Source organism: Tessaracoccus aquimaris, assembly GCF_001997345.1.
In the GTDB taxonomy this organism is placed as follows: Bacteria; Actinomycetota; Actinomycetes; order Propionibacteriales; family Propionibacteriaceae; genus Arachnia; species Arachnia aquimaris.
In genome coordinates this window covers 3326175-3339225 of the sequence record NZ_CP019606.1, presented here as the reverse complement: position 1 = coordinate 3339225, position 13051 = coordinate 3326175, and the positions used below count along the sequence as shown (strand labels likewise).

The window sequence follows — 13051 nt, the reverse complement described above, 5'->3', positions numbered from 1 at the left end:
TGTCGTCGAGATCGAACACGACGGGCTCGGGCGGGTGGCCTTCGGCCATCGGAGACCCCATAAGGGAGATGTTAGGCCTTCGCCGATCTTCCCTTGTTGATCATGTCGAACGCGACAGCCACGATGAGGACCAGGCCCTTGACGACGAACTGCCAGGACGGATCGACGCTCATGATCGACAGGCCCATGTTCAGCACGCCCATGATGAGCGCGCCGATGATGGCGCCCGACACGCGGCCGATACCGCCGGAGACGGCTGCGCCGCCGATGAAGCAGGCCGCGATGGCGTCGAGTTCGTAGTTCTGGCCGGCGGCGGCCACCGCGGCACCGGCACGCGACGTCACGACGACCGCTGCGAGGCCACACAGCACGCCCATGTTCACGAACAGCCAGAAGTTCACCTTGCGGGTGTTGATGCCCGACAGCTTCGCGGCCGCGAGGTTGCCGCCGATCGCATAGACGTGGCGCCCGAAGACGGTGTTTCCCATCAGCCACGAGTACAGCAGGATGACGAGGCCGACGATCACGAGCACGTAGGGAAGCCCGAGATTGCTGCTTGCGACCCAGTAGGTGGCAAGGGCGATCAGGACGCTGAGGCCGATCAGCTTGACGAGCATCAGCCCCATCGGCTCGACCTCGAGGCGGCGCGACCTGGCGACCATCCGGCGGCGCAACGTCGAGAAGATCAGCCCGACGATGCCGACAATGCCGACAATGACCGTGAAGGCGTCCAGGTCACCCATGAAGCCGACCCAGCCTGCTACGCCGCCGTTGGAGATGCTGACGAAGGAGTCCTCGAAACCTGCACGAGTGCGGCCGACGAGGACCTGCGCGACACCGCGGAAGATCAGCATGCCGCCGAGGGTCACGATGAAGGCGGGCACGCCGACAAAGGCGACCCAGAAGCCCTGCCACGCTCCGATCACCGCTCCGACGACCAGCGCGATGGCGACGGCCACCCACGGGTTGACGTGGTAGTCGGCCATCAGCACGCCGATCACACCGCCGACCGCGGCGACGACCGAGCCGACCGACAGGTCGATGTGGCCGGCGACGATGACCATCAGCATGCCGACCGCCAGGATGAGCACGTAGGCGTTCTGCTGCACCAGGCTGGTCACGTTGTTGGGTTGGAGCAGCCTCCCACCGGTCAGCACCTGGAACAGGATGACGATGAGCACGAGGGCGGCCATGATGCCGTACTCGCGCATCGTGGTGCCGAAGCCTCCCCAGGCCTTCGGCTTCGCCGTTGCAGTTTCGGTACTCATGCGCGAGCCGCCTCCAAAGTCATTAGTTCCATGAGCGACTCCTGCGTCGCTTCTTCTCGTGAGAGTTGGCCCGTGATGCGTCCCTCGCTCAGGGCGTAGATGCGGTCACAGATGCCGAGCAGCTCGGGCAGCTCGGAGGAGATCACGATGACCCCCCGGCCGCTGGCGGCCAACTCGTTGATGATCTGGTAAATCTCGTACTTGGCGCCGACGTCGATGCCTCTGGTCGGCTCGTCGAGGATCAGCACGTCGGGATCGGTGAACATCCACTTGCTGAGCACCACCTTCTGCTGGTTACCTCCCGACAGGTTCCCGACGCGCTGCTGGATCGACGATGACCGGATCCGCATCTTGTCGCGGTAGTCCCGGGCGACGCCGTCCTCCTTTGGCTTGTCGATGACGCCCGCCCGGCTGACCTTCTTCAAGGCGGCGCCGCTGACGTTGTGGCGGATCTCGGCGATCAGGTTGAGGCCGTACTTCTTGCGATCCTCGCTGACGTAGGCAAGCCCGTTGGCGACGGCCTTCGGCACCGTCGTGGTGTCGATCAGCTCGCCGCGCAGGTACACCCGGCCCGAGATTTTGGAGCCGTACTGGTGCCCGAACATGCTCATGGCGAGCTCTGTGCGGCCGGCGCCCATCAGCCCCGCGATCCCGACGACCTCGCCGGAGCGAACGTTGAGGGACGCGTCGTCGACGACCATCCGCTCGGTGTCCTCAGGGTGGTGGACCGTCCACTCCTCGACGCGGAGCAGTTCTTCGCCGATGTGCGGGTCGCGGTCCGGGAACCGGTTGTCGAGCGGTCGGCCGACCATCGATCGGATGATGCGGGACTCGCTTGCGGGGTTCTCTCCGGTCGTGACGTTGTCCATCGACTCGACGACCGACCCGTCACGGATGACGGTGATCGAGTCGGCGATCGCCATCAGTTCGTTGAGCTTGTGAGAGATGATGATCTGCGTCACCCCTTCGGACTTCAGCGTCCGCATCAGGCTCAGCAGGTGGGCGGAGTCCTCGTCGTTGAGCGCGGCGGTCGGCTCGTCGAGGATCAGCAACTTGACGTTCTTCGAGAGCGCCTTTGCGATCTCGACCAACTGCTGCTTGCCGACGCCGATGTCCATCACGCGGGTCTCCGGCCGCTCACGCAGGCCGACCCGCTGCAGAAGCTCCTTCGCCTCCCCGTTGGTGGCGGCCCAGTCGATGACGCCCATCTTGGAACGCTCGTTGCCGAGGAAGATGTTCTCGCCGATCGACAGGTACGGGGAGAGCCCCAGTTCCTGGTGGATGATGACGATTCCCTCTGCCTCGGAGTCGCGCAGCGACTTGAACCGCATCTCGCGGCCCTCGTAGACGATCTCCCCCTCGTAGGTCCCGTAGGGGTAGAGCCCGGAGAGCACGTTCATGAGCGTCGACTTGCCGGCGCCGTTCTCACCACAGATGGCGTGGATCTCACCGGGCAGCACGTCCATCGTGACGCCGCCCAATGCTCGGACGGGCCCGAAAGTCTTCCCGATGTCCTGCATTCGCAGGATTGGCTCAGTCATGCTCGTGTCCTTACTCTCCGGGCTCGCTCAACCTCACAGACCCAGATCGGAGGCCTTGTAGAAGCCGGAGTCGACGAGGGCGCTCTGGACGTTGTCCTTCGTGACGACCTCAGGCTCGACGAGGTAGGTCGGCACGACCTTCACGCCATTGTCGTAGGTCTTCTCGTCGTTGACGGAGACGGTCTCGCCCTTGATGAGCTGATCGACCATGGTGGCGACCTGCTCACCCAGCTTGCGGGTGTCCTTCCAGACGGTCATCGACTGCTTGCCGTCGAGGATGGCCTTGACGTTGGCGAGGTCGGCATCCTGGCCCGTGACGAGCGGCCAGTCGGTGCCGACCTTGTAGCCTGCGCCGTCGAGCGCCTGCTCGATGCCGAGCGCGAGGGAGTCGTTCGGCGACAGGACGATGTTGACCTTCTTGCCGGCGTAGAACGAGTTGAGCCGGTTCTCCATCTCGGACTGGGCCGTCTCCGACTTCCAGGCCTGGATGCCGATGGTGGTCCATTCCTCGTTGGTCTTCGGCGCCTTGCCGGAGGGGACGGCGAACTTGCCCGACGCGACCTCGGGGCCGACGAGGTCCCAGGCGCCCGAGAAGAAGAACTTCGCGTTGTTGTCGTCGGGCGACCCTGCGAAGGGCTCCAGGTTGATGGTGCCGTCGGCGCCCTTGTACTTGTCTGCGTTGTCGAGGATGAACTGGCCCTGCAACTGGCCGACCTTGTAGTTGTCGAAGGTCGCGTAGTAGTCGACGTCCTTCGAACCGTTGATCAGGCGGTCGTATGCGATGACCTTGACGCCCGCGCTCGCGGCAGCGGTCAGGACCGGACCGAGCGCGGTGCCGTCGATGGAGGCGATGACGAGCACCTTGGCGCCGTCATTGATCATGTTCTGGACCTGGTTGTTCTGCTGGTCCTGCTTGTTGTCCGCGTACTGCAGGCTGGTCTTGTAGCCGGCCTTCTCGAGCAGTTCGACGAGGTGGGCGCCGTCACGGTTCCAGCGCTCGAGGCTCTTGGTGGGCATTGCGATGCCGATCAGCGCGCCAGCGGCGCCACCGCCACCGGTGGTGCCGGTGGGTGCTGGCGACGTGCCCCCGCCACGCTCGCTGCTGCAGGCCGACAGTGCGCCAACCGCCACCGCGGCCGCCGAGACCGACAAGAGATTGCGACGTGAGATGTTCATTGAGGTCGTCCCTTCTGGTGGCACCCTCGCCACCACTTAGCGCCCCGCCTCCATGGCAGGCACGCTTTGTTTCGCAACAATACTTTCACGGATACCCTCGCGGTCAAGCCGCTTGGGTCACAAGGACATAACGATTCGCGCACACCGCGCTCGCAAGGCCTTTTGCGCCAATTCGGGGGTCGCGTTTCCTCATCTACTACACGTCGTAGGATGTCGAGCGACGGCGGTGAAGCCGTCCCTGACGGCAGCGTTGCCGTCTCGCTTTACCTGTTCACAGGAGATGTGATCGACGTGGAGATAGCTGGACCAATTCGCAGCAGGCTGACACCCAGCAGAGCAGGGGCCGCCTTGGCGGCGCCCCTTGTACTGCTCCTGGCAGGATGCGCCGGAGGCGGCGGCGGGGAACCCCACGTCGGCGGCGAGGCGAACCTGCAGTTGCCCGATCTCGGCAGCGTGAAGTTCCTCGGCATGCCGGGTGACGTGTTGCTCAGCCTCGGGCTGATCGTGTGCGCCCTCGGCCTCGGCTTCGGGGTGCTCACCTACACCCAACTGAAGAAGATGCCCGCGCACAAGGCGATGCGGGAGATCTCGGAACTCATCTACACCACCTGCAAGACCTACCTGCTGCAGCAGGGCCGCTTCCTGCTCCTGCTGTGGGCCTTCATCGCCGCCATCATCGTCCTCTACTACCTGTCGCTCGGCTTCGGCATCGGCAAGACCGCCATCGTGATCGGCTTCTCGCTGATCGGCATGGGCGGCTCCTACGCCGTCGCCTGGTACGGCATCCGCGTCAACACGCTGGCGAACTCCCGCACCGCGCACGCCGCGATCGGCGGCAAGCCGCACCCGCTCCACGACATCCCGCTTCGCTCCGGCATGAGCATCGGCATGGTCCTGATCTCCGTCGAGTTGGCCATGATGCTGATCATCATGGTGTTCCTGCCGGGTGAGATCGCGGGAGCCTGCTTCATCGGGTTCGCCATCGGCGAGTCGCTCGGCGCCTCCGCCCTCCGCATCGCAGGTGGCATCTTCACCAAGATCGCCGACATCGGCGCCGACCTGATGAAGATCGTCCTCCACATCAAGGAGGACGACGCGCGCAACCCCGGAGTGATCGCCGACTGCACCGGCGACAACGCAGGCGACTCGGTCGGCCCCTCGGCCGACGGTTTCGAGACCTACGGCGTGACGGGCGTCGCGCTGATCACCTTCATCCTGCTCGGCGTCCCTGAGCAGACGATGCAGATCCAACTGCTCGTGTGGCTGTTCGTGATCCGCGCCGTCATGGTGATCGCATCCGGCATCTCGTACTTCCTGAACGCGGCCATCAGCCGCTCCCGCTACGCGAACGCCGACGAGATGGACTTCGAGAAGCCCCTCACCTCGCTCGTGTGGATCACCTCCGTCGTCTGCATCGCCCTGACGTTCGGCACCTCGGCGCTGCTCATCTCCGACATGCCGGACGGCCTCTGGTGGAAGCTGTCGATGATCATCAGTTGCGGCACGCTCGCGGGCGCGCTGATTCCGGAACTGGTCAAGGTCTTCACCAGCACCAAGTCGCGCCACACGCGCGAGGTCGTGGTGTCGTCCAACAAGGGTGGCCCCTCGCTCGACATCCTCTCGGGCCTGGTCGCAGGCAACTTCTCCGCCTACTGGCTCGGGATGGCGATCACCGGCCTGATGGCCGTCGCCTACTGGATGTCGACGCTTGGCCTCGGGGAGTTCATGCTCGCCCCCGCAGTGTTCGCGTTCGGCCTTGTCGCGTTCGGCTTCCTCGGCATGGGGCCCGTCACGATCGCCGTCGACAGTTACGGCCCCGTCACAGACAACGCCCAGTCGGTGTTCGAGCTTTCCACCATCGAGGAGGAGGGCGTCGAGGACGAACTGGAGAAGGAGTTCGGGCGTCGCCCGGACTTCGAGAGGGCCAAGTACCTCCTCGAGGCCAACGACGGCGCGGGCAACACCTTCAAGGCCACCGCGAAGCCGGTGCTGATCGGCACTGCCGTCGTCGGCGCGACCACGATGATCTTCTCGATCATGATGGGCCTCACCGAGGGCCTGCAGCACGACGTGGAGAACCTGTCGCTGCTGCACGCCCCGTTCCTGCTCGGCCTGCTTGTGGGCGGCGCGGTGATCTACTGGTTCACCGGCGCCTCCATCCAGGCCGTCACGACCGGCGCCTACCGCGCGGTCGAGTTCATCGGCGCGAACATCGACCTGGACAGCGACGCGAAGCGGGCCAGCGACGAGGACTCCTCGAAGGTGGTGGCGATCTGCACCAAGTACGCGCAGAAGGGCATGTTCAACATCTTCCTCGGCGTGTTCTTCGCGACGCTGGCGTTCGCCTTCGTCGAGCCGTTCTTCTTCATCGGCTACCTGATCGCGATGGCCCTGTTCGGCCTGTACCAGGCCATCTTCATGGCCAACGCGGGCGGCGCCTGGGATAACGCGAAGAAGCTGGTGGAGGTCGACCTGGCCGCCAAGGGCACGGCGCTGCACGAGGCGACGATCGTCGGCGACACCGTCGGCGACCCGTACAAGGACACCTCATCGGTGGCGTTGAACCCAGTCATCAAGTTCACGACGCTGTTCGGCCTGCTGGCCGTCGAACTGTCGGTGCTGCTGCGCGACGAGGTAGGCGTTGGGCTCACCGGCGCACTCGCCGCCGTGTTCCTGCTCGCCTCCATGGTGTTCGTGTACCGCTCCTTCTACTCGATGCGGATCAACGAGGAGTTGGAGGACATCAAGATCGAGGTCGTCGAGGCCTCGTAGCAAACAAGCCTCGAAGGGCGTCCCGTGGGAGATTTCCTACGGGGCGCCCTTCGACGTTTGTCGGGTTTGAGCTGGTTGAGCCATGAGTGCGCGCAGCGGACGTCATCGGTCTTCGCTGGTTGAGCCATGAAGGACGCGCAGCGGACTTCATCGGTCGAAACCCCGCGACATCCGCCGCGACTCCTCCACACGCTCGGGAGCGCCACGGTGCAGGCCATGCGGCCATTCGCGGGTTGGTTTCGACGCGCGCTGCGCCGCTTCGCGGCTTTGCCCGGCTCAACCGGCGGATCGCTGGTTGAGCCATGAAGGGCGCGCAGCGGACTTCATCGGTCGAAACCCCGCGACGCCCCGCAGGGACCTTCCTCACGGCCCGGGCTCGGCGCGAGCACCGGTGCGGACCATGCCGTCGAGCGCGGCTGGTTTCGACGCGCGCTGCGCCGCTTCGCGGCTTTGCCCGGCTCAACCGGCGGATCGCTGGTTGAGCCATGAAGGACGCGCAGCGCGGACTTCATCGGTCGAAACCCCGTGACATCCGCACCCCCACACGGCGCGGCGACGCCCCGCGGCCAGGGGGGGAAGCCGCGGGGCGTCGGTACCGGGAACGAGCGTTGGTCGCTCAGAGGGTGAGGCCGAGTTCCTTGAGGAAGGCGGCCGGGTTGGAGGCCGAGTACACGTCGCCGGGGCGGGTGCCGGGCGTGTAGTACTCGAAGTGCAGGTGGGCGCCGAAGGCGCGGCCGGTCTCGCCGACCTTCCCGATCTGCTGGCCTGCGGTCACCTTGGTGCCGGGGGTCACCGTCTTGGCGCTCAGGTGCGCGTAGAGCGTGTGGGAGCCGTCGGCCGCCTCGATGATGACGTGCGTGCCCGCCCAGCCCCCGGCGCTCGACTCGACGACCGTGCCGTCAACGACCGCGAAGACGGGGGTGCCCGTCGGGGCAGAGAAGTCCATGCCCGTGTGGTAGCGCGACCAGGATCCGGTCGCACCGAACTGGGCGCTCAGGCGGTAGGTGCCCTTGGCCAGCGGCAGGGACGCGCCGTCGACGGCGAGGTTGCTCGTGGTTGCCGCGACGGTCGCCGTCGACGAGGACGACGAGGAGGCCGACGTCGAGGAGGTCGAGTAGTCGCGATCTCCGCTACCGCTCCGCTCGCTCGAGGACGAGGAGTCGTGCCGCGACGAGGAGTGATGCCTGGTCGTGCTCTTGCGGGAGGTCGACTCGTCGTCGTCCTTCGAGGACTTCGAGCTGGTCGAAGTCTTGGACGGCTTGACCGCCTCGGGCTTGGCCTGCTCGGTCGGCTTGGCCGTCGGGGTCTGCGAGGGGGCGGGCGTCGGAGCCGCGGACGGAGCGGGAGTCGGGTCCTCGGACGGGGTGTTCGAGGGGTTCGAGTCGGAGTCGCCCGAACCGCCGTCGCCTGCCTGCTCGTCCGAGCCGGTCGAATCGGAGCCCGTCGAATCGGAGCCCGTCGAATCGGAGCCTGCGGAGGTGCCGTCGCTCGCGTCGCCGCCGTTCGACTCTTGGCCGGACCCGCCGCCGGAGTCGGTTCCCCGGAGTTGTCGGACCCAGAGGTCGAGTCGCCCTTGCCGTTGTCGGCGGAGCCGGTGTCGCCCGAACCCTTGTCGCTCGAGGACTTCTGGGAGCCCTCGCCGGAGTCGGAGCCGCGGTCGGCGGAGGTCGAATGTGATGCAGTCACGGGGGCGCTGTCGTCGGCGGACGCGGTGCTTACCCCGAGCCCTGCCAAGCCGATCGTCGCCGCGGCCAGGCTCACAGTTGCCTTGCGCCACCAGGTCCCGGGCTCGCTCGGCGGTGTGTAGTCGAGCGCCCTTCGCGGCTGGATGGAGTTGGTGTTCACTGTGTCTCCTTGGTGTTGGATGCCCCGCCAGTCTGAGACTTTCTCAGACACTTTTCAAACTCCAGGGAGGGCCAACTCACAGGAAACCACGCCTGAACGACGCACCTTGAGCGCGATCCGCGCTCACATTCTGAGGACATCTCTCAGGTTAATCACAGGTTGGCGAGTGTCGGGCGCCGGCAGAACGGACGAGGGGCCGCGCCTTAATGGCGCGGCCCCTCGGAGTGGTTGTCGGTGGGTCAGTTGAGCCCGACCAGGTCGCAGACGAAGATCAGCGTCTCGCCGCCCGCGATCGCGCCAGGAGCGCCGCGGTCGCCATAAGCGAGGTGCGGAGGGATCGTCAGCTTGCGGCGTCCGCCGACCTTCATGCCCTGGATGCCCTGGTCCCAGCCCTGGATGACGCGGCCGCCACCGAGCGGGAAGGACAGCGCGGCGCCACGGTTCCAGGAGGAGTCGAACTCCTCGCCGGAACTGAAGGCAACACCGACGTAGTGCACGTGGGCGACATCCCCGGCCTTGGCCTCCTGGCCGTCGCCGACGACGATGTCGTCGATGACGAGCTCGGCGGGCGCCTCGCCCTCGGGGAAATCAACCTCGGGCTTCTCGTTCATATTGGTCATGGGACGACCTTACCCGGCGACGCCCCGCGCCGAGGGCTCACGGGACGGCAACACCGCGGCGACGACGAGGGCCGCAAGCGCGAGGAAGGCCCACAGCGTCTGCGCGTTGCCGAGGATCTGCTGGGCCCCGTTCCACTCGACGACGCCGGAGTCGACGATGGGCTGCTCCCAGATGATGCGCGAGTAGAAGACCCACAGGCCGAGGGCGGCGACCGCCGCGCCGATCCAGCCGACCACGGGGCCGCGGGTCCGCCCGAGGAAGGCGAGCACCAGGATCGCGGGCACGCACCACACCCAGTGGTGCGACCAACTCACGGGCGAGGCGAGCAGCGCGTACAGGGCCATCGTGACCATGGCGGCCGCGTCGAGGCCGACCTTGAAGAGGCGCCAGAGCAACCACAGCAGGCCGAGCCCGATGACGGCGCACGATGCGAACCAGACCAGGCTGGCCGCCCGGTCGTCGAGGATCAGCCGTCGGATCAGGCCGTTGATCGACTGGTTCGCGAGGTAGGCCAGGTTGCCGACCCGATCAGCAGAGAGCAGCGCGTCGGTCCAGTAGTTGACGGAGTCGCGCCAGGTGACGGCGAAGCCGATGGCGGTGTAGAGGAGCGCGGAGACGATCCCGACGACCAGCGCGCGCCAGTCCTTGCGCATCAGGAAGTAGGCGAGGAAGACGGCGGGGGTGAGCTTGATGGCCATCGCGAGGCCGATCAGGCAGCCCTGCGCCTTTCGGCCACGGAGCGCGAGCAGGTCGATGACCACGAGGCACATCAGGACGTTGTTGATCTGGCCGAACCAGATGGTCTCGCGCATCGGCCCGATCCACATGAAGGCGCCGGTGAGGGCGACGCCGAACCAGGCGGCCCTGGCTCCGCTGAGGCCGCTGACCTCGCGCCCGACAAGCCAGGTCGCAACGCCGAACGCGAGGATCGACACGACGGTGAACAGCGCGGAGGCGACCTTGAGCGGCATCATTGCGAGCGGGGCGAACAGGATCGCCGCGATGGGCGGGTACGTGAAGGGCAGGTTCGCGCCGAGTTCGATGTCGGGGAGCCTGCCGTAGAGGTCGCCGCCCTGGAGCAGCACCTGGCCGCCGAGTCGGTACACGTCGAGATCGGTGCGGTACACGTTGGCGCCGCGCTTGGCCATCCAGAACTCCTCGAGCCCCGGCACGCCGTAGAGCAGCAGGAACGCGCCGACGCCGACGGCCGCCATCGCGACGGCCCGGAAGACCCAGTTGTCGAGGACCTTGCCCGCGATCTCCGCGGCCCGCGCCCTGGTGTCGGTCGAGTTCTGCATGCGGCCATTCTCGCATCGCCGCCCCCTCCGGCCGACTCGGCGGTGGCTGGGCTCTGGCGTTGAGCAGCATCCGCAACTCGTAGGCCTGCGCGCCACGTGCTAGCGATAACACCAGCAACGAACACCCGAAACTGCTCAACCGCGTCCCCGGCCACGCTCCCGCCCGTCCCCGTCATCAGGACGCGGCGACGGCACGGGCCTGCTCATCGGGCCCGACTCCCCCGCGCGCCACCGCCGTCGACCCGCCCTGCGGAATGACCCCGGATCGGGTCCGCCCGGTAGCCTGTGGGGGTGAGCATCACCTGTCGACCCATCTCAGCCGAGCAGCACCTCGCCTTCATCGAGGAGCGCGGATCGGCGTCGTTCCTGCAGACCCCCGCCTGGTCGAAGGTCAAGGCGGAGTGGCGCGCCGAGTCGATCGGCTTCTTCGACGGCGACGTCCTGACGGGGGTCGGGCTCGTCCTGTACCGCCAGTTGCCCAAGCTGAAGCGCTACCTTGCCTACCTGCCGGAGGGCCCCGTCCTCGACTGGGCGCGCACCGACATCGACGAGCACCTGTCCGCCCTGATCGCCCACGCCAAGTCCCGCAAGGCGTTCGCCGTGCGGATCGGCCCGACCATCGTCCACCGGCGTTGGTCCCCCGTCACCATCAAGGCCGCCATCGCCGACGAGAACGTGACGCGCCTGTCGGAGGTCACGCCCGACGAGACAGCCAACGTCGCGACCCGACTGCGCAACGAACTGCTGCACGAGGGCTGGGTGACCGACGAGACGGGTCACGGCTTCGCGGCGGGTCAGCCGATGTTCAACTTCCAACTCCCCCTGCGGCACGCCGACGGCACCCAGAAGACCGAGGACGAACTCCTCAAGGGCATGAACCAGTTGTGGCGCCGCAACATCAAGAAGGCGACCAAGGAGGGCGTCACCGTCCGCACCGGGTCGCGCGACGAACTGGCCGACTTCCACCGCATCTACCTCGAGACCGCCGAGCGCGACGGATTCACGGGTCGCTCGCTCGGCTACTTCGAGACGATGTGGGACGCGCTGAACGCCGAGAACCCCCAGCGGATGAAGCTGTACCTCTCCGAGCACGACGGCGACCTGGTCGCCGCGACGACGATGGTGCAGGTCGGCGAGCACGCCTGGTACTCCTACGGCGCCTCGACCAACGCCAAGCGCGAGGTGCGCGGCTCCAACGCCATCCAGTGGCAGATGATCCGCGACGCCAACGACGCGGGCTGCGCCGTCTACGACCTGCGCGGCATCACCGAGGGCGTCGGGGCCGACGACCCGGAGATCGGCCTGATCCAGTTCAAGGTCGGCACCGGCGGTGAGGCCGTCGCCTACCTCGGCGAATGGGACTACGCGATCAACAAGCCGCTGTACTTCGCCTTCGACCTCTACCTGAAGAAGCGCTGACCATGCCGCTGACGCTCACCATCGACGACGCGCGCTGGGAGAAGCACCAGCGCGACCTGCTCGACCAGGTGCCGGGCCTCGTGCCGGTCGCCAAGGGCAACGGGTACGGCTTCGGCCTCGAACTGCTGGCCGACCAGGCCCGGCGTCTAGGGCTGACGACGATCGCCGTCGGCATCGCCCAGGAGGTCGACGCCGTCCGCGCGGGCGGCTGGGACGGCGACATCGTCGTGCTGAACCCGTGGCGCCCCTTCGACGCGGTCGCAACTGGGCAACTCGGCGACCCGTCGGTGATCGTCACGGTCTCGCGCCCCGAGGACCTTGCCGCGCTGGCCCGTGACCACGCAGGTACGCGGGTGCTCGTCGAGATCGAGACGGCGATGCACCGGCACGGCCTGCAGCCGAGCCAGGTCAACCCAGCCGACCTCGACGCGTTGCGGTTCGAGGGGTGGACGATCCATCTGCCCGCCAACGGCTCGCTGTCCGACGCCCGCACCCTTGCGACCGCGGGGCTGGCAGTCAGGACGGGGCCGATCTGGGTGTCGCACCTGAGCGCGTCGGACTACCGGGCGCTGCACGACGAACTCGACGTCGAGACCCACATGCGGGTCGGCACGCGGCTCTGGCTCGGCGACAAGGGCTCCTACCGCACGACCGCGACCGTCCTCGACGTGCATCCCATCAAGAAGGGACAGCCGCTGGGCTACCACCAGCACGGCGCCGCGAAGGACGGGTTCATCCTGATCATCTCGGGCGGCACCGCACACGGGGTCGCGCTCGCGGCCCCGGTTCCGCAGCGGACGCTGCGCCAGCGCGGCGTGACGGTCGCGCAGGGCATCCTCGACGCGACGGGTCGGACGCTGTCGCCGTATGAGGTGGGCGGCAAGAAGCGTTCGTTCGCCGAACCGCCGCACATGCACTCGTCGATGATCTTCGTGCCCGGCCCCGATCCGCTGGCGCGGGTCGGCGACGAGGTCCCGGTGACGACGCGCATGACGACGGTGCTGACCGACGAGATCCACCGGGCCTGACCCGGCCACCGCCGGTTGAGCCGCGACTGCCGCTGGTTGAGCCGGGCAAAGCCGCGAAGCGGCGCAGCGCGTCGAAACCAACC

General features: G+C 67.0%; 9 protein-coding genes. 3 read left to right on the top strand and 6 right to left on the bottom strand.

Annotated features, from left to right (window positions below; translation table 11 throughout):
• Positions 1–71: 71 nt before the first annotated feature.
• From mmsB to BW730_RS15170, 3 genes are read right to left on the bottom strand one after another with little or no spacing between them, the layout of a single operon-like run.
• Positions 72–1268 (bottom strand): multiple monosaccharide ABC transporter permease, encoded by a 1197-nt coding sequence (mmsB, locus tag BW730_RS15180; RefSeq protein WP_077687002.1) that lies wholly within the window; start codon positions 1266–1268, stop codon positions 72–74.
• Positions 1265–2809, bottom strand: a complete 1545-nt coding sequence (mmsA, locus tag BW730_RS15175) for a multiple monosaccharide ABC transporter ATP-binding protein (RefSeq protein ID WP_077687001.1) — start codon at positions 2807–2809, stop codon at positions 1265–1267. Before mmsA ends, mmsB begins: the two co-directional genes overlap by 4 nt.
• 33 nt (positions 2810–2842) lie before the next feature.
• Positions 2843–3985: a substrate-binding domain-containing protein gene (locus tag BW730_RS15170; protein ID WP_077687000.1), complete on the bottom strand. Its 1143-nt coding sequence runs from the start codon at positions 3983–3985 to the stop codon at positions 2843–2845.
• 321 nt (positions 3986–4306) lie between these two features.
• Between BW730_RS15170 and BW730_RS15165 the strand changes: the two genes are divergently transcribed.
• Positions 4307–6757, top strand: coding sequence for a sodium-translocating pyrophosphatase (locus BW730_RS15165; protein WP_226997235.1), 2451 nt, complete (start codon positions 4307–4309; stop codon positions 6755–6757).
• Positions 6758–7373: 616 nt separating this feature from the next.
• Here BW730_RS15165 and BW730_RS15160 read toward each other — a convergent pair.
• From BW730_RS15160 to BW730_RS15150, 3 genes are all read right to left on the bottom strand, one after another.
• On the bottom strand, positions 7374–8534 hold the full coding sequence (locus tag BW730_RS15160; RefSeq protein WP_077686998.1) for a M23 family metallopeptidase: 1161 nt from the start codon (positions 8532–8534) through the stop codon (positions 7374–7376).
• A 307-nt stretch (positions 8535–8841) separates the two neighbouring features.
• The gene (locus BW730_RS15155) at positions 8842–9213 is read right to left on the bottom strand and encodes an FKBP-type peptidyl-prolyl cis-trans isomerase (protein WP_077686997.1); all 372 of its coding nucleotides are present in this window, start codon (positions 9211–9213) and stop codon (positions 8842–8844) included.
• An 18-nt stretch (positions 9214–9231) separates the two neighbouring features.
• A complete protein-coding gene (locus BW730_RS15150; protein WP_077686996.1) occupies positions 9232–10521 on the bottom strand; it encodes a glycosyltransferase 87 family protein in 1290 nt (429 codons plus the stop codon).
• Between the two features lie 291 nt (positions 10522–10812).
• Between BW730_RS15150 and BW730_RS15145 the strand changes: the two genes are divergently transcribed.
• Together BW730_RS15145 and BW730_RS15140 are read left to right on the top strand one after the other, a co-directional pair.
• On the top strand, positions 10813–11940 hold the full coding sequence (locus BW730_RS15145; protein ID WP_077686995.1) for a lipid II:glycine glycyltransferase FemX: 1128 nt from the start codon (positions 10813–10815) through the stop codon (positions 11938–11940).
• A 2-nt stretch (positions 11941–11942) separates the two neighbouring features.
• The gene (locus tag BW730_RS15140) at positions 11943–12968 is read left to right on the top strand and encodes an alanine racemase (protein ID WP_077686994.1); all 1026 of its coding nucleotides are present in this window, start codon (positions 11943–11945) and stop codon (positions 12966–12968) included.
• Positions 12969–13051 lie beyond the last annotated feature (83 nt).